Annotated in this window: 18 protein-coding genes; 17 read left to right on the top strand and 1 reads right to left on the bottom strand. The window is 59.5% G+C overall.

Going from position 1 to position 23813, the window contains the following annotated elements; translation table 11 throughout:
- From VI215_04140 to VI215_04110, 7 genes are all read left to right on the top strand, one after another.
- On the top strand, positions 1–853 hold an 853-nt coding region (locus VI215_04140), incomplete at its 5' end, for a helicase-related protein (protein HEY6191499.1).
- Positions 854–883: 30 nt separating this feature from the next.
- Complete coding sequence (locus VI215_04135) at positions 884–1633, top strand: ComF family protein (GenBank protein HEY6191498.1); 750 nt, start codon at positions 884–886, stop codon at positions 1631–1633.
- A gap of 249 nt (positions 1634–1882) precedes the next feature.
- Positions 1883–2887 (top strand): type I glyceraldehyde-3-phosphate dehydrogenase, encoded by a 1005-nt coding sequence (gene gap, locus VI215_04130; GenBank protein ID HEY6191497.1) that lies wholly within the window; start codon positions 1883–1885, stop codon positions 2885–2887.
- Positions 2888–2916: 29 nt separating this feature from the next.
- Positions 2917–4110, top strand: a complete 1194-nt coding sequence (locus VI215_04125) for a phosphoglycerate kinase (GenBank protein HEY6191496.1) — start codon at positions 2917–2919, stop codon at positions 4108–4110.
- A 54-nt stretch (positions 4111–4164) separates the two neighbouring features.
- Positions 4165–5067: a rhomboid family intramembrane serine protease gene (locus VI215_04120; protein ID HEY6191495.1), complete on the top strand. Its 903-nt coding sequence runs from the start codon at positions 4165–4167 to the stop codon at positions 5065–5067.
- Between the two features lie 88 nt (positions 5068–5155).
- Positions 5156–6262 carry a flavodoxin-dependent (E)-4-hydroxy-3-methylbut-2-enyl-diphosphate synthase gene (gene ispG / locus VI215_04115; GenBank protein ID HEY6191494.1) on the top strand — a complete coding sequence of 369 codons (1107 nt, stop codon included), beginning with the start codon at positions 5156–5158 and terminating at the stop codon, positions 6260–6262.
- Between the two features lie 20 nt (positions 6263–6282).
- Positions 6283–6882 (top strand): glutathione peroxidase, encoded by a 600-nt coding sequence (locus VI215_04110; protein ID HEY6191493.1) that lies wholly within the window; start codon positions 6283–6285, stop codon positions 6880–6882.
- Positions 6883–6891: 9 nt separating this feature from the next.
- Here the strand turns inward: VI215_04110 and VI215_04105 are convergent, their stop codons facing one another.
- The gene (locus VI215_04105) at positions 6892–8988 is read right to left on the bottom strand and encodes a thiamine pyrophosphate-dependent enzyme (protein HEY6191492.1); all 2097 of its coding nucleotides are present in this window, start codon (positions 8986–8988) and stop codon (positions 6892–6894) included.
- Positions 8989–9078: 90 nt separating this feature from the next.
- On the opposite strand from VI215_04105, the gene VI215_04100 reads away from it, so the two are divergent.
- The 10 genes from VI215_04100 (at position 9079) to VI215_04055 (ending at position 23810) form a co-directional block, all read left to right on the top strand.
- Entirely contained in the window at positions 9079–9879 is an 801-nt protein-coding gene (locus tag VI215_04100; GenBank protein HEY6191491.1) for a TIGR00282 family metallophosphoesterase, read from the top strand.
- A 66-nt stretch (positions 9880–9945) separates the two neighbouring features.
- A complete protein-coding gene (locus VI215_04095) occupies positions 9946–10875 on the top strand; it encodes a bifunctional 5,10-methylenetetrahydrofolate dehydrogenase/5,10-methenyltetrahydrofolate cyclohydrolase (GenBank protein ID HEY6191490.1) in 930 nt (309 codons plus the stop codon).
- Positions 10876–11037: 162 nt separating this feature from the next.
- Positions 11038–11973 carry a BadF/BadG/BcrA/BcrD ATPase family protein gene (locus VI215_04090; GenBank protein HEY6191489.1) on the top strand — a complete coding sequence of 312 codons (936 nt, stop codon included), beginning with the start codon at positions 11038–11040 and terminating at the stop codon, positions 11971–11973.
- Positions 11960–14872, top strand: a complete 2913-nt coding sequence (locus VI215_04085) for a glycoside hydrolase family 3 N-terminal domain-containing protein (protein HEY6191488.1) — start codon at positions 11960–11962, stop codon at positions 14870–14872. Before VI215_04090 ends, VI215_04085 begins: the two co-directional genes overlap by 14 nt.
- A gap of 291 nt (positions 14873–15163) precedes the next feature.
- Positions 15164–16720: an L-glutamate gamma-semialdehyde dehydrogenase gene (pruA, locus tag VI215_04080; GenBank protein ID HEY6191487.1), complete on the top strand. Its 1557-nt coding sequence runs from the start codon at positions 15164–15166 to the stop codon at positions 16718–16720.
- On the top strand, positions 16717–17880 hold the full coding sequence (gene sucC, locus VI215_04075; protein ID HEY6191486.1) for an ADP-forming succinate--CoA ligase subunit beta: 1164 nt from the start codon (positions 16717–16719) through the stop codon (positions 17878–17880). Before pruA ends, sucC begins: the two co-directional genes overlap by 4 nt.
- 40 nt (positions 17881–17920) lie before the next feature.
- Entirely contained in the window at positions 17921–18460 is a 540-nt protein-coding gene (locus VI215_04070) for a DinB family protein (GenBank protein HEY6191485.1), read from the top strand.
- The gene (gatB, locus tag VI215_04065; GenBank protein HEY6191484.1) at positions 18457–19917 is read left to right on the top strand and encodes an Asp-tRNA(Asn)/Glu-tRNA(Gln) amidotransferase subunit GatB; all 1461 of its coding nucleotides are present in this window, start codon (positions 18457–18459) and stop codon (positions 19915–19917) included. The genes VI215_04070 and gatB overlap by 4 nt, the downstream gene beginning before the upstream one ends.
- A 241-nt stretch (positions 19918–20158) precedes the next feature.
- Positions 20159–20932, top strand: coding sequence for a triose-phosphate isomerase (gene tpiA / locus VI215_04060; protein HEY6191483.1), 774 nt, complete (start codon positions 20159–20161; stop codon positions 20930–20932).
- Between the two features lie 412 nt (positions 20933–21344).
- Positions 21345–23810 carry a glycoside hydrolase family 2 TIM barrel-domain containing protein gene (locus tag VI215_04055; GenBank protein ID HEY6191482.1) on the top strand — a complete coding sequence of 822 codons (2466 nt, stop codon included), beginning with the start codon at positions 21345–21347 and terminating at the stop codon, positions 23808–23810.
- Positions 23811–23813 lie beyond the last annotated feature (3 nt).

Genomic DNA, 23813 nt, shown 5'->3' with positions numbered 1-23813 from the left:
GGTCGTGTACATGAGCGCCACGCCCGGGGACTACGAGCTGCGGGTCTCGCGCCGGGTCGTCGAGCAGATCGTGCGGCCGACGGGGCTGATCGACCCCCACGTCGAGATCCGTCCCACGAAGGGGCAGGTCGACGACCTGATCGAGCAGATCCGGGCGCGGGCCGAGCAGAACCAGCGCGTGCTGGTCACCACGCTCACGAAGAAGATGGCGGAAGACCTCACCGAGTACCTGCTCGAGCTGGGCATGCGCGTGCGCTACCTGCACAGCGAGGTCGACACGCTCGAGCGGGTCGAGATCCTGCGCGCGCTCCGGCTCGGCGAGTTCGACGTGCTGGTCGGCATCAACCTCCTGCGCGAAGGCCTCGACCTCCCCGAGGTGTCGCTGGTCGCGATCCTCGACGCCGACAAGGAGGGCTTCCTCCGGTCCGACCGGTCCCTGATCCAGACCGCGGGCCGGACGGCGCGGAACGTCAACGGCAGGGTGATCCTCTACGCCGACAACGTCACCGGGTCAATGCAGCGGATGCTGGATGAAACGAGGAGGCGCCGAATCAAGCAGGTGGAGTACAATTCGGAACACGGGATCGTTCCGAAGACGATCTACAAGACAGAGGAGGAGGTGATGGCAGGCACCGCCGTCGCCGACATGAAGAACTCCCGGGATGCCCGGCGCGAGAGGGAGAAAACCCCTCTCGTGGCGGAATCGATCCTCAAATACATGACCGACGATCAGAAAAAGGACCTTCTCGAAGAGCTGCGGGCGGCGATGCGGGACGCGGCGAAGGACCTGGAGTTCGAGCGGGCCGCAGAGCTCAGGGACGAAATCGGGCGCCTGGAACAAATGGTGAAGTAGAAGCAAATACGCAGGGAGGCTGCAAGAGTAGTGACGCTGCGAAGGGGGGCTTTTCCAAATCTACGGCATCGCCTTGGCGCGCTCTCCAAGAGCGCGATCCTGCCGCTTTATGATTTCATCTATCCTCCCGTTTGCCTCACCTGCGAGGCCATGCTCACTCCCGGAGAAGAAAAGATCTGCGCGCGATGCTGGGGCGGAATTCCCCAGGTGGGGCCGGAGCATCCGGTCTGGAGCGAGCTCTGCGGGCAACTTCGGTCCGAGGGCGCCGTTGGCGATATCCTTTCCTGCTTTCTCTTTGAAAAAGAAGGCGCGCTGCAACAGGTCCTCCATCTGATGAAGTACGGCGGCATGAGATCTCTCGGCGAACGCCTGGGAGAGGAGGTGGGGAGGCGGATGATCCTCAACGGGCATTTTCTGACACACGATGCTCTTGTTCCCGTCCCTCTCCACAAACTCAAACAGCGCGAGCGGGGGTATAATCAGGCCGAGCATATATGCCGCGGGATCTACTCGAAGACCCGCATTCCCGTCAGCACTTCGCTTCTTCTCCGGAAGAGACACACCGAGTCGCAAACGGAACTCGACCGCGAGTCGCGGAAGCGTAACGTGAGCGGCGCGTTCGTCCTCAATCCGAAGTGCGGGGGCGAGGTCGAAGGACGCTCGTTCATCCTGGTCGACGATGTCATCACCACCGGTTCCACCGTCGGCGCGTGCGCGCGTGTTCTTCTCGATCACGGCGCAGAACAAGTCCTTGCGGTCTCCGCCGCTCTCGCAGCGTGAACATCGCGGCTTTCATCCAATCTCGTCATCCCGACATGTTTTAGGTCGGGATCTTTCTAAAGCGTTGAAAGATGCTGACCAGGAGCATGTCAGCATGACGAGCTAAGGGAAAGGAGGACCAGACTGAGCCACTCCCCGCTCCGCCGTTCAGTTGATTTTCGAGCGCATTCTTGCTACATTTTGTCCCGTATCACGACGGAAGTTCCTCAAATCACATCGGATTCTCATTCGCCAATCGGAGAAGAATAAATGCCAATCAAAGTAGCAATCAACGGGTTCGGCCGCATCGGAAGAAACGTGCTGAGGGCCGGCTCCGGCTCGCCCGAAATCGAATTCGTGGCGGTGAACGATATCACCGACGCGAAAACGCTCGGATACCTTTTGAAACATGATTCGGTCGTCGGGAATTTTCCCGGGACTGTGACCGTGCAGGACACCACCCTGATCGTAAACGGAAAGCCGGTCAAGGTGCTCTCCGAGAAGGACCACACGAAGCTCCCCTGGAAAGAGCTGGGGATCGACGTGGTCGTTGAATCGACTGGCCTGAAGCACTTCACGGACGGCGACGCCTGCAAACAGCATCTCACCAACGGCGCCCGGAAAGTCATTATTTCCGCCCCCGCGAAGCAGCCCGACATCACCATCGCCCTCGGCGTGAACGACTCCCTCTACGACCCCGCGAAGCACCACATCATCTCCAACGCGTCGTGCACGACGAACTGCCTCGCGCCGGTCGCCAGGGTGCTGCTCGACAATTTCGGAATCAAGCAGGGGCTGATGACCACGATCCACTCCTACACGAACGACCAGAAGCTGCTCGACCTTCCGCACTCGGACCTGAGGCGCGCGCGTGCCGCCGCGGTCAACATGATTCCCACATCGACCGGCGCCGCGAAGGCGATCGGCCTGGTCATTCCCGAATTAAAAGGGAAGATGGACGGGATCGCGATCCGGGTGCCGACGCCGAACGTCTCGATCGTCGACCTCGTCGTCGATGCCGAGAAGCCGGCCACGAAAGAGTCTGTCAACGCGGCGCTCAAGAAGGCCGCCGACGGGCCGATGAAGGGTATCCTCGAATACACGGAGGAACCGCTGGTGTCGTCGGACTTCAAGGGGAACCCTCACTCGTCGATCGTCGATGCGGGGCTCACCTCCGTCCTCGGCGGAATGATCAAGGTCCTCGCATGGTATGACAACGAGTGGGGATATTCCTGCAGGGTGATCGACATGGTGAAGAGAGTCGGGTCGAAGTAGCGTTGAAGGAGGCGCCCGCGGGTCCGGAAATGAACAAGCTGACGATCGACGATGTCCGGTTGAGGGGCAAGCGCGTCCTGGTGCGAGTCGATTTCAACGTGCCGAAAGACGGCGACCGGATCACCGACGACAAGCGGATCGTGGAATCTCTCCCGACCATCAACAAGATCATCCGGGAGGGAGGCCGCGCCGTCCTCATGAGTCACCTCGGGCGGCCGGACGGAAAACCAAACATCAAGTACAGCCTCGAGCTGGTGTCGCGAAGGCTCTCGGAGCTGATTCACAAGCCGGTCATGTTCGCCCCCGACTGCGTGGGGAGCGTGGTCGGCGGGATGGTCTCCGGGATGAAGGACGGGGATTGCCTGCTCCTGGAGAACCTCCGCTTTCACCCCGAAGAGGAGGCGAACGATCCGTCGTTCGCGCGCCAGCTGGCAGAGCTGGGCGACGTCTACGTCAACGACGCGTTCGGCACAGCGCACCGGGCGCATGCCTCGACGGAAGGGGTCACCCGTTTTCTTCAGCCCGCCGTCGCGGGCTACCTGATGCTCAAGGAACTGAAGTACCTCGGCCGCGCGGTGAGCAATCCCGTGAGGCCGTACATCGCCATCCTCGGAGGCGCAAAGATATCGGGAAAGATCGACGTGATCCGGAACCTGATGAATGTCGTCGACACGATCCTGATCGGCGGAGGCATGATGTTCACGTTCCTGAAGGCGGAAGGGTTGGAGATCGGTAAGTCGCTGCTGGAGCACGACAAAGTGGACCTTGCCAGACAGCTTCTGCAGGAAGCCCGTGCGCGGAAGATCTCCCTTGTTCTCCCCCCGGATTGCGTTATCGCCGAACGGCTTGAAAACGATGCTCCTCACCGAACCGTCCCTTCCCGCAACATTCCGATGGGCTGGCTGGGTGTTGATATTGGCCCGGAAACTGTTACATTATTTGAGCACGCCCTCCGCGGAGCGAAGACCGTGATCTGGAACGGCCCAATGGGAGTCTTCGAGATGCCCAACTACGCCAGGGGGACGATGGCGCTCGCCGCGATGCTCGCGCGGGCGACCGAACAGGGCGCCACCACGATCGTCGGCGGCGGAGATTCGGCGGCCGCGATCGCCGCAAGCGGGCTTGAAAATTCCGTCAGCCACGTCTCCACCGGAGGCGGGGCCTCGCTCGAGTTTCTCGAGGGGAAGGTGCTTCCGGGGATTGCCGCCCTCACCGGCGCCTGAAACGGATTTACTCAAACAGATGTTCAAAATGAGAACGGGACACTCGCACTAAACATGGGGTATTATCGCACGATGAGTTCAGGATACTACCGGCCCTCGCTTTTTGGCGGATTCAAGTACTTTCCGCCGGTGGTAAAGACATTGCTGATCAGCAATGTGGCGGTGTTCGTGTTGACGGGCTTTTTCGGCATGTTCCGGTTGCAGGGGATCCCCCTCGCTTCGATCTTCAACGCCTATCTGCCCCTCTACCCGATCGGCGACGGTTTCGAGGTCTGGCAGTTGTTCACCTATATGTTCATGCACGGAGGGCTGCTTCATCTCCTCTTTAATATGTTCGCTCTCTGGATGTTCGGCATGGACCTGGAAAACGATTGGGGCTCGCGCAAGTTCCTGTCGTACTATCTCCTCTGCGGGGTGGGAGCGGGGTTGTCGAACCTGTTCATCAGCCCGCTCTTCGGCGCGGCAGGGCCGACCGTCGGGGCCTCGGGAGCGATTTATGGCGTCCTCATCGCGTTCGGGATGACCTATCCCGATCGTCCGATCTTCCTCTCGTTCCTCGTCCCGATCAGGGCCCGGTACTTCGTCATGATCTACATCTTCATGGAGCTGGCGACGACATACGCCGGCACCCAGGACGGCATCGCCCATTTCGCCCATCTCGGCGGGGCGGCCGTGGGGTTCATCTACCTGCTGATCGACCAGCGCCGTCTGCCGTTCCAGGGGATGATCTCCCGCGCGGCACAGCGTATCGTGCCGTCCGAAAAGGTGGGCGAGTACTCGTCGTACGATCCCCGGCGCGCCGTCGACGCGAAGTATTCCGATCTTCCGGAACCGGACGACCAGGTCAATCAGGAGCGCATCGACGAGATCCTCGACAAGATCAGCCAGAACGGATATCAGAGCCTCACCGAAAGCGAGAAGAAAATCCTCTTCGACGCGAGCAAGAAACTGAATTGACCACGCTGGTGTCATCCTGAGTGCAGCGAAGGATCCCCCTCCACCATACTCCCTATCCCGAATGGAACTTCAAATTCCCGTTTTTGATCTGACTCAGAATAGCCCACCTACGAGGCCCCATCCCACTTACAAGGTTGGTGTACGCCGGAAGACGCGCCAGGTGAATATCGGCGGCATCCGCGTCGGCGGCGACGCCCCGATCTCGGTGCAGACGATGACGAAAACGAAGACGTCGGATGTCGAGGGAACGGTAAATCAAATCCGTCAGGCGGCTGATGCGGGCTGCGATATCGTGCGGGTGACCGTGAACGACAAGGAGGCGGCGGAAGCCATCCGCGAAATCGTGCGGCAGTCGCCCATTCCGGTTGTTGCTGATATTCATTTCAACCACGTCTTCGCCCTGAAGGCGATCGAAGCGAATGTCGCCAAGGTCAGGCTCAATCCCGGCAATATCGGCTCGCAGGAACGGATCCGGCAGGTCCTTACCGCCGCGAAAGAGAAGAACATCCCCATCCGGATCGGCGTGAATTCCGGATCGCTGGAGGAGGACATTCTCGAGAAGCACGGCTATCCCACCGCGGAAGCGCTCTTCGACAGCGCGATGCGGCACGTCGGGATCTGCGAAGACTTCGGCTTCAGGGACGTCATCATCTCGGTGAAGTCGACGGATGTGCGGTTGATGATCGAGGCCTACCGGCTCGTCGCCCAGCGCACAGACATCCCGCTCCACCTTGGAGTCACCGAGGCGGGCACCACGAAGATCGGGACGATCAAGTCGGCCGTGGGGATCGGGACGCTCCTCGCCGAGGGGATCGGAGACACGATCCGCGTCTCGCTCACAGACGAACCGGTAAAGGAAGTCGAGGTGGGAAAGGAAATCCTCCGTTCACTCAGCCTGGCGTCGCGCAACATCGAGCTGATCGCCTGCCCCACATGCGGGCGGCTGGAGGTCGATCTGTTCGGCATCATGGCGCAGCTCGAGGAGAAGCTCGAGGGGATCAAGAAGCCCGTGAAAATCGCCGTCCTCGGGTGCGTCGTCAACGGGCCCGGCGAGGCGAGCGAAGCCGATATCGGCATCGCGGCGGGGAAGGGAGTCGCGATTCTCTATCGAAAAGGAGAAGTCGTGAAACGCGTGAAGGAATCGGAGATCGTCGCGACCATTCTCGAAGAAGTCGAAAAGTTTCAACCGGAGTAACTATTGTTGAAGGGGGTTTTATGAACGAGTATCTGCTTATCCCGGCGCTTGGAATCCTTATGGCGTTCCTTGCTCCCGGCAACGGCGGGGTCAAGTCCGCTCACAAATCGACGGAGTCCGCCAAACACACGGCGGGCGTGCTCGGCTTCACGATGAAGACGATCGACGGGAAGCCTCAGCCCCTCTCGGCCTACAAGGGGAAAGTCGTCATGATCGTAAACACCGCCTCCGAGTGCGGCTATACCCCGCAGTACGAAACGCTCGAAAAGTTGTACGAGACGTACAAAGGGAAGGGGTTCACCATCCTCGCGTTCCCGGCGAATAATTTCGGCGCGCAGGAGCCCGGCACCAACCCGGAGATCAAGACCTTCTGCACGACGAAATACCACACCACGTTCGACCTGTTCGGGAAAATCAGCGTGAAGGGGAGCGACCAGGATCCGCTCTATCAGTACCTGACGAAGGAATCCCCGTTTCCGGGAGACGTGAAGTGGAACTTCCAGAAGTACCTTGTCGACCGTTCGGGCAGGATCGCCGCGCGGTTCATGTCCGCCGTCGACCCGATGTCACCGGATGTGAGAGGGAAAGTGGAAGAGCTTCTCGCCCAGCAGGCGAAATAGGCAACGCTCCTAGAACGCCGCCAGTTTCAGCGCGGCCTGTAGAATATCGTCTTCCTGGAGCAACACTACGTGCTCCAGAACCCGCGCGAAGGGGACCGGCGAGTTTTTGGAGGCGACCCTCACCGGGGGCGCGTCCAGGAAACTGAAGGCGTGCTCGGCGATGAGCGAGGCAATCTCCCCGCCGAACCCCCCGAACGCCGGATGTTCATGCGCCACCAGCAGCCTTCCCGTCTTTTTCACCGATTGAAGTATCGCATCGACGTCGAGCGGATTGATCGACCTGAGATCGACGACCTCCGCATTGATGCCGTGCTCATCCGCGAGCTTGGCCGCCGCGCGGAGCGCATAGTGGACCGGCGTGCCCCAGGCGATCATGCTAAGGTCCGATCCTTCCCTCCTCACTCGCGCCTTTCCAAACGGAACGATATGGTCGGGCGAGGGGCGCGGGGATTTCGTGAAGAACTGGTTGTAGAGAAACTTGTTCTCGATATAGATGGTGAAGCCCTTGCTTCGCATCGCCATCCGCATCATGCCCACGGCGTCGTCGGCGAACGCCGGCATGACGATCCGAAGCCCCGGTATCGTGGCGAACGTTCCGTCCAGGCTCTGCGAGTGGTATAAGCCGCCTCCGATGTAGCCTCCGGAGGCGAGCCGCATGACGATATTGGGGGCGAACTGCCCGTTCGTCCGGTAATACTCGTGCGAGCACTCGACGAGCTGTTCCATCGCGGGCCAGAGATAGTCTGCGAATTGCGCCCCTTCGATCACGACCCAGATATCTTTCCGGTAACGGGTGAACCCGTTCGCGGTTCCGATGATGAAGTTTTCGGCGATCGGCGCGTTGAAGATGCGGCGGTTCCCGAACTCGGCGAGCATCCCCTTCGTGACGTTGAAGACTCCGCCCTTTTCCTTGGAGGCGACGTCCTGGCCCCAGAGAAACGTGTTTTCGTTGCGGCGGAACTCCTCCTTGAGGGTTTCATTGATCGCCTCGCGGAGCGTGATCGACGGCGTTCCCTCCGCCGGCTGGGCGTCGGGGGCATCCTCTTTCGGGTGCTCGTAGGCGGGGGGTATCACATAGAGGAGCGCAGTGGCGGGGTCCGGATCGGGTTCCGCCTCCACTTTCGTCGCGGTCTCTTCCACCAATTTGTTGTTCCCCTCTTCGATCTGATTGATCTCCGCTTCTGAAATCTCTCCTTCCGTAACGAGATAATTCCGGAATCGCTGCACGGGGTCGAAGCGCCGCGCCTCGGCGATTTCCTCCGGGGAGCGGTAGAGCTCCTGCCGGTCGGAATTGCTGTGGGAGTTGATCCGGACACAGCGCGCGTGGATGATCGCGGGGCCCTCGCCGGACTTCACGTAGTCCAGCGCCGCCTGCATGGCCCCCCAGCATTCAAATACATTTGTCCCGTCGCAGTTGACGATCTTCACCGTCTTGAAGCCCGAGAAATTCTCCCCGACGTCCTCGTTCGCGGACTCCTCCTCGATCGGCACCGAAATCCCGAATTTGTTATTCTGGATGACGAAGACCACGGGAAGGATCTCCCGTGCCGCGCCGCTCACCGCCTCATAGACGAAACCCTCTGAAACGGCCGATTCGCCGAAGCTCGCAAACGCGATTTCATCCCCCTTGTATTTCTTGATGGCGCGGGCCACGCCGACGGCGTGCAACGAATGGTTGCCCGTCGCCGAGGATGAATTCTGGATGCGGATCGAGGGCTTGGAGAGGTGGTTGCTCATGTGGCGGCCTCCGGACGCGATGTCGGCCGCCTTCGAAAGGCCGTTTTCAATCACTTCCTGAACCGAGATGCCGGCCGCGAGGCAGGTCATCACGTCGCGGTAGTAGGGGAAGAGGAAGTCCTTTCCCTGCCGGAAGGAGAGCCCGAGGATCAGCTGGATTCCCTCATGGCCCGCGCCGGAAGAGTGATACGACCACCCCTTCGCCTGCCGTACGTAAGTCGCGGCCTTCAGGTCGACGAGCCGCCCCAGATGGATGAGCTGGTACCAGCGGGTCAGAGTCTTGGTGTGGACAGAAATGCCAAGATCGGACAGCGGTTCCAGCGATCCGATCTCGCCCGTCGTTTTCGTGTTAATTTCTTTTCCTGCCATCGATTTCTATTTACCGGATTGTTTCTGAATTCACGTTTAAAGATATAAAAATTTCTTGTTAACTCAAATTTTAGTATATTTGCGCTCCCCGTGGCCCAAAAAGTCCTCAACATACTCTTCATCGGCGACATTGTCGGCAAACCCGGGCTCGATCTGGTCGAGTCGCTCCTCAAGAGCTACGTTCAAAAGTACAGCATCGATTTCTGCATCGCAAACGGCGAGAACCTTGTCGAAGGGAAGGGGATCAACGAAGAGGGGGCCGCCAAGGTCTTCAGCCTCGGTGTCCACGTCATCACGGGGGGAAATCACCTCTGGGACAACTGGGGGGCGAGGAAGGTCCTCGCGGCCAACAGGAACGTGCTCCGGCCCCTGAACTATCCCCCCGAAAATCCGGGAAACGGTTTCATCGTGTACGACCTCGGAGAAAAGGGGAAGGTGGGAGTCCTCAACCTGCAGGGACGCGTCTTCATGCAGCCGCTCGATTGCCCCTTCCGGAAGGCCGACTGGGCGGTGGGGAAGATGCAGGAACAAACAAAAGTCATCGTGCTCGACATGCACGCGGAGGCGACCGCGGAGAAAGTGGCGCTCGGATGGCATCTGGACGGGCGCATCACCGCGCTCCTCGGTACGCATACGCACATCCAAACGGCGGACGCGAGAATCCTCCCCCGGGGGACCGCCTACCTGACCGACGTCGGCATGACCGGCCCCTATGATTCGGTCATCGGGCTGAAGAAAGAGATCGCGATCAAGCGCTTTCTCCACCAGACTCCCTATAAGTATGAGCTCGCATCCCACGATGTGCGGCTCAGCGGGGTCTACGTCCAGGCCGATTCCGAAACCGGAAAAGCCCTCAAGATCGAGAGCTTCGTCTACCCGGCCTTCTCATAAGAGCTATAGTTTCGGTCGCTTGATCTGGCCAAACGCATCATCTAAAGAATTTCGTAGGGGCGAGGCATGCCTCGCCCGTACCCGAACGGACTAGCACGACCCCCCATGCCTGCTGCGCTCATCGACGGGAAAAAAATCGCCTCGGAGATCAAGGACGAGGTAAAGCTCGAGACCGACAAGCTTAAAGCGTCGCGCAAGATCACGCCGGGCCTCGCGTTCATTCTCGTCGGAGACAACCCCGCATCCCAGGCCTACGTGAAGATGAAGGGGAAGGGATGCGAGGAGATGGGGTTCTATTCGATCACGGAAAAACTCCCCGCCGACACCACCGAAGCCCGCCTGCTCGAACTTATCGGAAGATTCAACAATGACCCGCTGGTCCACGGAATTCTCGTCCAGCTTCCGCTCCCCCCGCAGATCCGGGAAAGCCGCGTCCTGACCGCCATCGACTACCGGAAGGATGTCGACGGGTTCCATCCTGTCAACGTGGGAAGGCTCGTTATCGGCCAGGAATGCCTGAAGCCGTGCACGCCTCTCGGAGTCCAGGAACTCCTCGTCCGCAGCGGCAACGACCCCTCCGGGAAGCACGTGGTGATCGTGGGCCGGAGCAACATCGTCGGGAAGCCGCTCCTGAATATTCTCCTTCAAAAGAAGAAGGGGGCCAACGCGATCGTGACGATCGCGCACACCGGCGCGGAGGATATTTCCTGGTATACGGAGTCCGCCGACATTCTCATCGCCGCGATGGGCCGGCCGGAATGCATCACGGGCGATATGATCAAGCCGGGCGCCGTCGTCATCGACGTCGGGATCAACCGCGTCGAAGACCCGGCGGCAAAGAACGGATACCGTCTCGTGGGAGACGTCCATTTTGCCTCGGCGGCCGATGTCGCGGGCGCGATCACCCCGGTTCCCGGCGGAGTCGGTCCGATGACGATCGCGATGCTTCTGCGCAACACCCTCCTCGCAGCCGGCGGGTCGATCTATTCCGACTGAAGCGCCGCCGGCGAGGTCGCTCCCCCGGTTTAACCGCTCAGAGCCCCCGTTTAGGCCTGTCTCCGTCACACCCCTCCTTGCTTCTCATACCGTTTTTTGATAATATGTGTGGCATTGTTCGATGAGCCGTCACTTTCAGTTAAACAAGCAGGATAGCGTTCGATGCCCGGGCAAGTCCGTTATGTGATCGGAATCGATGGCGGCGGGACTAAAACCGACGCGCTCATCACAGGGCTCGACGGCACGATCGTCGCGGAGTGTCACGGAGGCCCGAGCCACCTGGGCAATGTCGGCATCTCTCATGCCGCGGACGTGCTGTTCGACCTGATCTCGGACTGTTGCACCAAGGCGGAGTGTTCTCCGGAGGCGCTGCAGAACATCGTGCTCGGAATCGCCGGCGCGGGGAGGGGATCGGACAGGGCCGAGCTCGTCAACGCGATTCTTGCCGTCGGGTTGAAGAAGAAATTTCCCCTGAAGAACATCGTCGTTGAAACGGACGCCCGGGTCGCGCTCGAGGCGGCCCTTGCCGGGAAGCCGGGGCTTGTCGTGATCGGCGGAACCGGTTCCATCGCCCTCTACCGCACCGATTCGGGGGTCATTCTCCGGGCGGGCGGATGGGGGAGCGTCCTCGGCGATGAGGGGGGCGGATTCGCCATCGCAAGGGATGCGATCAACGCGGTGATGCGGCAGCACGACGGCAGATTCGAGAAAACCCTCCTCACCGCGAAAGCCCTCAAGCATTTCAACGTCGCCTCCCCGGACGAATTGATCTCCAAGATTTATCATGACCACGCGGATCTCGCGGCGTTCGCCCCGAGCGTCCTGGAGGCCGTCGTCGAGCGCGACCGCATCGCCCACAATGTGATCGTGAAGAACGCGAACGAGCTTGTCGAGCTTGTGCGCGTCCTGACTATGCAGGCCCGCCCCAAGATGAAGCTCCCGGTCGTCCCGATGGGCCGCCTTCTCGAAACGGACAATGTCTACGCGAAAATGGTGAGAGAGAAAATCGCGAGTTCCCTTCCCCAGATCGTCATCCAAAAGCCAAAATTTCCTGCCGCGTTCGGCGCGGCGATCCTCGGATTGAATGCCTTTCGTTAAGCTACACCGGGTCTGTTGGTACGCTCTCCTCGTTTACTCCATTCTCTGGCTGGCCGGTTGCGCAGGCGGACCCCCGGGGCCGGACAACAGGTCGCGCACCGAATGGGTTGAAGGGACGCTGAAACGCCTCACGCTCGACCAGAAGGTCGCTCAGATGGTCATGTCGCGCTCCTACGGCTATTATTACAGCGGGGGAAGCGACGAATACCGCCGGCTCGAGCGCCTGGTGAGGGCGCGGAAAGTGGGCGGCCTCATTTTCTTCCAGGGCGACGTCTACGAAACCGCGGCCCTCGTAAACCGCCTGCAGAAGCTGGCCGACGTTCCCCTCCTGATCGCATCCGACTTTGAGTGGGGATCGGCAATGCGCATCCGGCGGGGCACCCGGTTCCCGGAGGCGATGGCGATCGGGGCGACCAGGGATACCTCGCTGGCGCGCGCGTTGGGTAAAGCGATCGGAGTCGAGGCCCGGTCCATCGGAGTCCGGATCGACTTCGCCCCTGTGGCTGACGTCAACGTCAATCCCGAAAACCCCGTGATCAACACGCGCTCGTTCGGCGAGGACCCCTTGCTCGTCGGCGGGATGGCGACCGCCTTTTCGCAGGGGTTGCAATCGACCGGAGTGATGGCGACCGGCAAGCATTTCCCCGGCCACGGCGACACGCAGGTCGATTCGCATCTCGACCTTCCCCTGATCAACGTGACACGCGGCAGGATGGACAGCGTCGAACTCTCTCCCTTCCGGCAGCTCATTCGGGGGGGAATCTCGGCCATCATGATCGCCCACCTTGAAGTTCCCGCGGTCGAACAACAGCATACACTTCCTGCGACACTCTCCCGCTCCATCGTTCACGGGCTCCTGGAGGGCGAGCTTCAGTTCAACGGCCTTGTCGTCACAGACGCGATGGACATGGGCGCGCTGGTGCACGGGTTCGGAGCCGACTCCTCGGCGGTGAGGGCCGTGGAGGCGGGCGTCGACGTGATCCTGATTCCCACGGACGAAGACCGCGCGGTGGAGGCGGTGGCGAACGCAGTCCGCTCGGGCAGGATACCGGAGGAACGGATCAACCAGTCGGTCCGGAAACTGCTTGGATATAAGTGGTCGGCCGGCCTTGCGGATAAACGGGTGGTGGACCTGGAGAAAATTCCGGAGGCCGTGGGAACCCCCGAACACCTCCTGCTCGCGAAGCAGATCGCGCGGAAATCGATCACGGTCCTGAAGAACGATTCGGTCCTCCCCGTAGCCCGTTTCGGGAAGAAAAGAATCCTGAACATCACCGTTTCGGATGCCGGGCAGGTCCGCACGGAAATCAACCGCCCGGGGAACCAGTGGCCGAACGAGCCGGTCGGGGATTACTTTAACGCACAATTGAAAAAGCGCTACTCGAATCTCCGGACCGTCCTGATCGACCCCTCGAGCAACGAGCTCGATTTTGACACGGTGCGGATCATGGCGAACCACGCCGACCTCGTTCTCTGCACGGTATTTTCGAAGGCGCGCTCGGGCGCCGGACAATTCGGGCTCACCCCCGCGCTTGTGGGCTGCGTGCAGTCCGTTTTAGCATTAAAAAAGCCGAGCGTCGTCCTCGCCATGGGGAGCCCCTATATCCTCGCCGCATTTCCGGAGGCGTCCGCCTCAATTTGTTCCTACTCTGATTGCGAGCCGTCGACGGAAGCTATCGCCGAGGTCTTGTTTGGAGAAATCCCTTCCCGGGGAAAGCTTCCTGTCACGATTCCGGGGAGGTACTCGTACGGAAGCGGGATCGATCTCGGAATGGAAGTCCTGCGGTACGACCTGCCGGAGAGCGCCGGCTTCCAGCGGGACAGCCTTTCGCTCCTCGACACCATTCTCACCAGAGCCATCGCCGACTCGGCATTTCCCGGAGGCCAGCTTCTTGTTTCGAGAGACGGGGCTGTTGTCTACAATAAGTCGTTCGGCTCTCTGGAATACGGCAGCGCCAGTCCGCCCGTGAACGCGAGCACGATGTACGACCTCGCATCGATGACGAAAGTCGTCGCCACCACCTCAGCCTTGATGAGGCTGTACGATGAAGGCAGGATCGGCCTTGACGATTCGGTCGTCAGGTATCTCCCGGAGTTCGGCAATCACGGAAAAGAGAGCATCAGAATTCGAAATCTTCTCGTGCACAACGGCGGGCTTCCTCCCTTCAAGCGGCTTTTCCTGACCTGTTCCTCCGCTGCCCAGGCGCTCGACTCAGTCTATCAGACTGAATTGATCTATCCTACAGGCGATTCCACCGTCTACAGTGATTTCGATTTCATCGTCCTTGGAAAGGTGATCGAACGAATCTCGGGCACGACGCTCGATAATTACGCCGACTCGGTCTTCTTCGCGCCCCTCGGGATGACGCGCACCATGTTCAGACCGGACTCCTCGCTCCGAAGCAACATCGCCCCGACCGAATTCGACGGGCTCTTCCGTAAGCATCAAGTGTGGGGGGTCGTGCATGACGAAAACGCCTATATTCTCGGGGGAGTGTCCGGGCACGCCGGCCTCTTTTCCACCGCCTCCGATCTTGCGGTCCTGATGCAGATGCTGACGAACGGCGGGAAATATGGAGGGAAACGGTACCTGAAGCCCGAAACGATCGCGCTCTTCACCACGAAGCAGAGCGAAAAGAGCACGAGGGCGCTGGGGTGGGATACGAAGACTGTGAACGGCTACAGCACGGCGGGCACGCTCTTCAGCGAGCACTCATTCGGGCATACCGGGTTCACGGGGACCTCTGTCTGGGCTGACCCGGATCGCAAAGTCGTGACGATTTTTCTGACAAACCGCGTCTATCCGACGCGCGCCAACAATAAAATCGCGAAGGTAAGGCCTGCGGTGCACGACGCCATTATCAGGGCCATGGTGCCTCTTAAGAACGCGGCGCGTTAAATGGTAGGTTCGCATTTTCCTCTTTTGCCGTCATCCCGACATGTTTCAGGTCGGGATCTTTATAAAAGAGTTGAAAGATGCTGACCAGGAGCATGTCAGCATGACGAGCTGGAGAGAAAGACGGCCAACCTGTGGCATGACCCGTTGAAAACCATTCGGGAAATTTTCGTATATTTCCCCGAAGATCACCTTCAATTCCAGATTTAATTTCTCGTTCTCGCTGGTCTCTAATGAGATGTCGGATCCTCCGGGAGGCAGGCGTCGAGGCAACCCAATTTAACAAGGATCTAAATGCCAATCCCAAAATTTAAGAACGAATCGTACACCAACTGGGCCACCCCGGAACACCGGAAGAAACAGCAGGACGCGATCACGGCCCTCGAAGCCAAACTCGGCGCGGAATACCCGAACATCATCGGCGGCGAGCGCGTCACCGCGCCTAACAAGCTGAAATCCCTTAATCCCTCCAACCCGGACCAGGTCGTCGGAGTGTTCCAAAAAGGGACGCCCGATTCTGCGGTCCTCGCGCTCAATGCCGCCCTCAAAGCCTTCGAGACCTGGCGGTATGTCGATCCGGAAAAGCGGGCGGGCTACCTTTTTAAAGCCGCGCAGATCATGCGCAAGCGAAGGTATGAGCTGAATGCGGCGGAAATTCTCGAAGTGGGAAAGTCATGGCCCGAAGCGGACGCGGACGTGGCGGAGGCGATCGACTTTTTGGAATTTTATGGCCGGGAAATGATCCGGTACGCGGCGGCGAAACCGGCTGTCCAGTTGCCGGGCGAAAAAGACGAGCTCGTTTATCTTCCGCTCGGAGTCGGTGTGGTGATTCCTCCCTGGAATTTCCCCCTGGCGATCCTCGCCGGGATGGCAAGCGCGGCGGTTGTCGCCGGAAACACCGTCGTCCTGAAACCATCGAGCGACTCACCCCTGGTCGGGTACAAATTCATGGAGGTGATGGAAGAAGCGGGCCTCCCTCCGGGCGTGATCAATTTCGTGAGCGGCCCCGGCGACGCGGTCGGTAACACGCTTGTGACGCATCCGAAGATCAGGTTCATCGCCTTCACGGGTTCGAAGGAAGTCGGGATCCATATCAACACGGAAGGTTCGAAGGTTCAGCCGGGTCAGATCTGGCTCAAGCGGATCGTGGCCGAGATGGGCGGGAAGGATTCGATCATCGTCGACCACGAAACCGACCTAGACGAGGCGGCGGCGGGCGTTACTGTCTCGGCCTTCGGCTTCCAGGGGCAGAAATGTTCCGCCTGCTCGCGTGTGATCGTGGACGAGAAGATCTATGACAAGTTCGTGGACCTTCTTGCCAAGCGCGCAGAATCGATCACGGTAGGCCAGGCGAAAGAGCTGGCAAATTACATGGGGCCGGTAATCAACAAGGGCTCGATGGAAAAGATTCTCGGCTATGTCGGAACCGCGCGCAAGGAAGGCGGCCGGGTTGTGGCGGGCGGCGCAGCCGCGGGCGGGAACGGTTATTTCATCCGGCCCACGGTCGTGGCGGATGTCGAGCCGAAGGCGACGATCGCCCAGGAAGAGATTTTCGGGCCGGTGCTCGCTGTCATCAAGGCTCGCGATTTCGACCATGCGATCGAGATCGCCAATAACACGGAGTTCGGGCTCACGGGCGGAGTCTATTCGAAGAACAAGAAAAAAATCGAGAAGGCGAAACGGGAATTCTTCTGCGGCAACCTCTATCTCAACCGGAAATGCACCGGGGCGATGGTGGGAGCGCACCCGTTCGGCGGCTTCAACATGAGCGGCACCGACTCGAAGGCGGGTGGACAGGATTATCTTCTCCTCTTCCTGCAGGCGAAGTCGATGGCGGAGAAGATAAAATGAAAATACACGAATACCAGGGAAAGAGCATCCTCAGAAAATTCAATGTGCCTGTCCCCGAGGGAGGGCCGGCGTTCACTCCCGATGAAGCGGTGGAGGTCGCCCGGCGCCTCGGCGGCAATCTCTGGGTCGTAAAAGCCCAGATCCACGCCGGCGGCAGAGGGAAAGGGGGCGGCGTCAAGGTCGCGAAGTCGCTCGAGGAAGTGCGGAGTCTCGCCACGCAGATTCTCGGGATGCGGCTTGTCACGCACCAGACCGGCCCTGAGGGGAGAATCGTCAAGCGCCTCCTCGTCGAGCAGGGCATCTCGATCGCCCGAGAGCTCTACCTGGGGGTGACGCTCGACAGGTCCCGCTCTCAGGATGTGGTGATGGCTTCGAGCCAGGGGGGTGTGGAAATCGAGCAGGTCGCGGAAGAACATCCGGAACTGATCCTCAAGGAAGCGGTCGATCCCGCGATCGGGTTCCGCGAGTACCAGGCACGGTCCCTCGCTTTCGGCCTCGGCCTGACCGGGGATGCGTTCAAGTCCGGAGTCCGGTTTCTCTTGGCGCTCTATAACGCCTACCAGGCTTCGGACGCGTCGCTCGCCGAGATCAATCCTCTCGTAGTCACGACAGGCGGGGCCGTCCTTGCGCTCGACGCGAAGATCAATTTCGACGACAACGCCCTCGCCAGGCATCCGGAATTTGCGGAACTGCGCGATCCGGATGAGGAAGAGCCGCTCGAGATCGAGGCGTCGAAGCACAATCTGAATTACATCAAGCTCGACGGAAACGTCGGATGCATGGTCAACGGCGCGGGCCTCGCCATGGCGACGATGGATATCATCAAGCTCGCGGGAGGAGAGCCGGCAAATTTTCTGGACGTGGGGGGCGGAGCGAACGTGAAGACGGTCTCGAACGGCTTCAAGATCATCCTCTCCGACAAGAACGTCAAAGCCGTCCTCATCAACATTTTCGGCGGGATCGTACGGTGTGACCGCGTCGCGAACGGAGTCGTCGAGGCGGCGAGGAACGTCCACGTCGGCGTGCCGGTCGTCGTGCGCCTGGAGGGGACGAACGCCAAAGAAGCGAGACAAATCCTCGCCAACTCCGGTTTGAATTTTGCGGTGGCATCCACGCTCCAGGACGCCGCCGATAAAGTGACCAAGACGATCAGAAGCTGATTCTCTCTTTACCGTTCCGCCAATTTCTCTGAGGTGACTCATGAAACCGATCAAAGACGTCACAGGCATCAAGGACCCTTACACCAGGCGCATCCTCTCGAACCTCCTGGGAAAGGACCCGTTCGCCGTTTACAAGCGCACCCCGGGGGCGCTCAAAAAATCCTTACAAGGGCTCAAGGACCGCGACCTCCGGACTCCCCTCTCGAAGGGAAAGTGGACGGTCTCGCAGATCGTGGCGCATCTCTGCGACGCCGAGTTCGTCACTTCGTACCGGTACCGGCTGGCGATCGCCGAATCGGGACGCCCGATCCAGGCGTACGACCAGGACAAGTGGGCGGACAATCTCCGCTACGAATCTGCGGATTGCAGACGAAAACTCGATCTCTTTATCAAAATGCGGGAGGAGAACATCGCGCTCCTTGAATCTCTCGCCCCGAACGAGTGGAAGCGGTGGGGCATGCACGAGGAGCGGGGAAAGGAAACCATCGAGCGGATGGTGCAGATGATCGCCGGGCATGACATCAATCATGTGAAACAGATCGAACAGATCGGGAAGGCGTTCAGGAAAGGCAAGGGTTGAAGCCGACCGAGGGCTACGAGCCTGTCATCGGATTGGAAGTCCACGCGCAGCTCCTGACGTCTTCGAAGGCGTTTTGCGGCTGTCCGGCGACATTCGGAAACGAACCGAACACGAACGTCTGTCCGATTTGCCTGGGATTGCCGGGATCGCTCCCCGTCCTCAATAAGAACCTCGTCGAGTTTGCCATCCGTATGGGCCTCGCCACGAACTGCGCGATCGCGCCCAATTCCATCTTTGCGCGAAAAAACTATTTCTATCCTGACCTGCCGAAGGGGTACCAGATCTCACAGTACGAGTCGCCGATCTGCACGAAGGGTTTTGTCGAGATCGACAAGGAGGAGGGGGGCCGCACGAGGATCGGGATCACCCGTATTCACATGGAAGAAGATGCGGGGAAATCGATTCACGATCAGGGGCCGGACACGCTTGTGGACGTCAACCGGTGCGGAGTCCCGTTGATCGAAATCGTGAGCGAACCCGATTTGCGCTCGCCGAAAGACGCATACCTGTTTCTTCACAAAATCCGCCAGATCGTGACCTACCTCGGGATCTGCGACGGGAACATGGAGGAGGGAAGCCTCCGCTGCGATGCGAACGTCTCCGTCCGTGCAAAGGGAGAGAAGAAACTCGGAACGAAAACCGAGGTGAAGAACATGAACTCCTTCCGGAACGTCGAGCGCGCGCTCGAGTTCGAGATCGGAAGGCAGATCGCCCTGCTCGAGGAGGGAGGCTCCGTGGAACAGGAGACACTTCTCTGGGACGCCGACCGGAACGAAGCCCACCCGATGCGAAGCAAGGAGGAGGCGCACGACTACAGGTACTTTCCCGAGCCCGACCTCGTGCCGGTGCATGTCGATGAGGGCTGGGTACACCAGATCCAGGCTTCGCTCCCCGAGCATCCGACCGCGAGACGCGATCGCCTCGTCGACAAGCTCGGCTTGCCCAAATACGACGCGGACGTGCTCACCTCTGAAAAGGGATATGCCGATTACTTTGAATCGCTTCTCGGCGAGTTGGGGGATCGGAATGCGGGGAACGCAAAATCGGCGAGCAACTGGGTCATGACGGATGTCTTGCGGGTCGTGGGGGAGCGGAAGATAGGCATCGAGGGCTTTCCGATACGGCCGGATAGGCTCGGCGCGATGATCCGGCTGATTTCGGACGGGACGATCAGCGGGAAGATCGCGAAGGATGTTTTCACGGAGATGCTTGTGTCCGGAGAGAGTCCGGCGGAGGTCGTAAAAAGGAAGGGACTCGTTCAGCTATCCGACGAAGGGGCCATCGGGGCGGTGGTGGAGGAAGTTCTGTCGAAAAATCCCGCTCAGGTGAAGAAATTCCGGGACGGCAACGAAAACGTCTTCGGTTTTTTCGTGGGCGAAGTGATGAAAGCGACGAAGGGAAAGGCCAACCCGAAGATCGTGAACGACCTGATTAGAAAAGCTCTCGGGAAGAAATGACCGCAGCCTAAAGGGTGCGGCTACCGAATCGGTGGAGGTCGGTTTTTGTAGGGGCGACGCATGCGTCGCCCGGGGTGATTACGAAATATCTGTCCGTCCGGGCGGGGCATGCCCCGCCCCTACATCGACACTGTACCTTACCGCAGCCTAAAGGCTGCGGCTACCGAATCGGCTGAAGACCCGGTAGCCGCAAGCTTTAGCTTGCGGGTTTTTCATTCGATCACAAAACTGAAATTGTGCCATGAGAAAGAAAATTGTCGCCGGTAATTGGAAGATGAACAAGGACATCCACGAAACCGCCGCGCTCATCAACGAACTGAAGACGCGCCTGAAAGACTTCCGGAACGAGATCGACATCGTCGTCTGCCCTCCCTTCACCTCGCTCGTCATCGCGAAGACCCTGTTGAAGGATTCTCCGATGAAGCTCGGAGCCCAGAACATGTCGAAGTTCGACGACGGCGCCTACACCGGAGAGATCTCCGCAAAAATGCTCCTCGCGACCGGTTGCGAATATGTCATACTCGGTCACTCGGAACGCCGTCAGTACTTCAAGGAGAACGACGAGCTGGTGAACGCCAAGGTCAAGAAGGCCCTCGCCGCCGGGCTCCTTCCCATCATGTGCGTCGGCGAGACGCTTGAAGAGCGGGAGAAAGGCCTCGCCGATCAGGTCATCTCGACCCAGATCAAAGGCGGCCTCCACGAACTCTCCTCCGCCGACATGGGGAAGGTCGTGGTGGCCTACGAGCCGGTCTGGGCGATCGGGACGGGGAAGACCGCAACTCCAGACCAGGCAAACGCCGCCCACAAGCTTATCCGCAAAACGATCGGACAGTTGTTTTCCTGGGCCGTGGCGGAGAAAACTATCATCCAATATGGCGGTAGCGTCAACAATAGCAACGCTTTAGACCTCTTTTCACAGTCCGATATCGACGGAGGTTTGATCGGCGGGGCGAGCCTGAAGACAGAGAGTTTCATGGCCATCGTCCAGGCGGGAGTCGAGGCAACTCACCAGTAATCTGATTTCAAATTCTGGCAGAACGTCCGGCCTCTCCGGTCATGTTCGCTCCCCGGTTTTTGTCCGCCTCTCCTTCAACCGATTTAGCCGGAATCCCCTGTAAATCCTCATATTTTCGTTGCTTTCGCCCCCCTTTTTTGTTATATTACGGCCTATCACCCAAAGCGCTCGTAATTCGGAGTTCCGACATACCCGAAATCCCTCCCGATTGCGGTCGGTGATACAGTCCATTGCGCACAGAGATAAACAGACTGACGCCAAGAAAATCGAATCCATCTTGATATTGCGCAGATTTTTCCTCTATGCGCTTTTCGCTTTTCTTATTCCATCTCCTGGAACCTCACAACCTACCGTTTCAGGCATCAGGTTTTTCCAAAATGGCCAGCCCACACGTACCGGCGCGGACGCCGCGATGTACTCCGACGTTCCCACACGCGAAAAACTCGACCTTTCGGGCTCCTGGGAGTACACGCTTGACGGAAAGAGCTGGAATACCGTCTCCGTCCCGAGCGCCTACGACTTCACGGGAAAAGTCACCTTCCAGAGGTCTTTCGACGTGAAGCCAGAGCAGCTCGACAAGTACGCGTTCAGCCTCGTGGCCTACGGGATCAACTATCAGTGTGAAATCTTCATCAACGGCAACTTCATCGGCCGGCACATGGGCGGCTATTCGTCCTTCGTGCTCGCGATTCCTCCGAATACTCTCCAGGTCGGCAAGGATAATTCGATCAGGGTCTCCGTCGACAACGAGTTGACCCCCGCGACTACTCTACCCCTCAGGCAGCCGGTGGGCGGTTGGAGAACCTACGGCGGGATCCTCCGCGATCTCTATATCCTCGGCGCTCCCCGACTCTCCATCGATGATGTCGCAGTGACGTATCCCCCCTCAGAGCCGAACAGGAACCGCAAGGTCTCGGTTCAGGCGGAGATCTCCGACAGGGGATCCAACACCGTGTTCGCTCCGGGCCAGTATCTCGGCGTGCAGGTCGAAGTCTACGACAAGCTCACCGGCGAAATGACCGGGCGCAGCGGGATCAACACGTTCGCCTCGCCGGCGAACAAGTCGCTCACGGTGAACGCCGACGTGGTTCTCCCCTCCCCGAAAACATGGTCGCCGGAATCCCCCGACCTGTATGTTTTCAAGTGCGAGATCGTCCGCCTCGCGAACAAAGAGGTCACGGTCCTGGATGAGTATGACATCGATGTCGGCATGAGGGACCTGAAGTGGGTCGGAGGGCGGCTCTTCGTGAACGAGAGCCTCGTCTCCCTCAAGGGGGTCCTCTGGCAGGAAGACCACGCGTCGTTCGGGGGAGCGATGACCTACGAATCGCTCGAACGCGATATCGCGTTGATCAAGGCGCTCGGCGCCAACCTGATACGTTTCCCGTATCCGCCGCATCCATATATGCTGAACCTGTGCGACCGGTATGGGCTTCTCGCGATGGAGGAGATCCCCCTTGGAGGGGTGCCCTCCGGGATTCTCGCCAAGGACTATTACGAAGACCTCGCCGCGACCTATATCCGGGAAATGGTCTGGAGGGACAAGCGCCACAGCTCGGTCCTCGCATGGGGAATCGGAGACGGATTCGAAACGCCGGCGTCGGGCGCTTGCGATTATGTCAACGGCATGCGCAATATCATCAAGGCGATCGATTCACGGCTCGTTTATTTTGCCAACCAGCCGTCGCAGAGCCCCTGCTGGGAATCCGTCGACATGATGGTCGTGAATCACACCGACGGGGACGTGAAGGACTTTCGTGAAGAGCTGAAGGATTGGAAATCCAGGAACCCGGAGAAGCCGATCATCGTGACCCAGTACAGCCGCGACATCGAGCCCGGAAATCACAACGGGTACAGCGACCCGCTCTCGATGGAGTCCCAGGCACGGCTTGTCGTCCAGTGTTTTGAAGCAGTCAGCTCGACAAAGATCGCCGGCGGGGTTTTTGCCTCCTTCAACGACTGGCGGTCGGACCGCCCCGCGCTATCCACCCATTCGCACGACCCGTACCTGCACAGCATGGGGCTTGTCGCCTACGACCGGGAAAAGCGGACCTCGTTCGACATCGCCCGGACGGTCTTTAACGGGGAAAAAGTGCAGGCGCTCCCGGTCGGCAACTTCTCCTCCAGCGCCCCCATCATCTATGTCCTGGCCGGCATCTTCGCGCTGATCTCGTTCTTTTTTCTCTACAACAGCAACCGCCATTTCAGGGAATCGGTCAACCGATCCATCTTCCGGACGTACAATTTTTTCGCGGACGTCCGTGACGAGCGGATCCTGAGCTACGGCCATACGATTTTTCTCGCGGTGATCGTCTCCGTGACGTGGGCGACGATCCTTTCGAGCCTCTGCTCGCACTACCGCGACAACGTGGTCTTCGACAATGTGCTGAGCCAGTTCCTCTCGGACGGCCCGAAGGAATGGCTGGTGCGCCTCGTCTGGAGCCCGGTGAAGTTCATCATGGTGGCGTCGGGAGGGATCTTCTTCGGACTCTGCTCCCTCAGCCTTCTGGTGCGCATCCTCTCGATCACGGCGCGTGCCCGGGTCTATTTTTACCATTGTTTTTCGATCACGATGTGGTCGATGCTCCCGTTCGTCATCTTTATCCCCGTCGCAATGGTCCTCTACCGGCTCTCGATGGAAACCGACACCTATCTCATGCCCGTCGGCGTGCTGGTGGGACTCGTGAGCCTCTGGGTCTTCATGCGGCTCTTGAAAGGGATCTCGATCGTGTACGACGTCTTCCCTCTGAAAGTCTACGCCACCGGCCTGCTCCTCGTCATCGTGGCGACGGCGGCGCTCTACAGCTACATCGACTATTCGCAATCCACGTCGCTCTATCTGAAGCATGTCGTCCAATCCATGAAACATTCGGCCTAGGGA

The sequence above is a fragment of the Bacteroidota bacterium genome (genome assembly GCA_036522515.1).
Taxonomy (GTDB): domain Bacteria; phylum Bacteroidota; class Ignavibacteria; order UBA10030; family SZUA-254; genus VBOC01.
The sequence above is the reverse complement of the archived record's forward strand: the minus strand, read 5'-3'. Positions and strand labels throughout refer to the sequence as shown.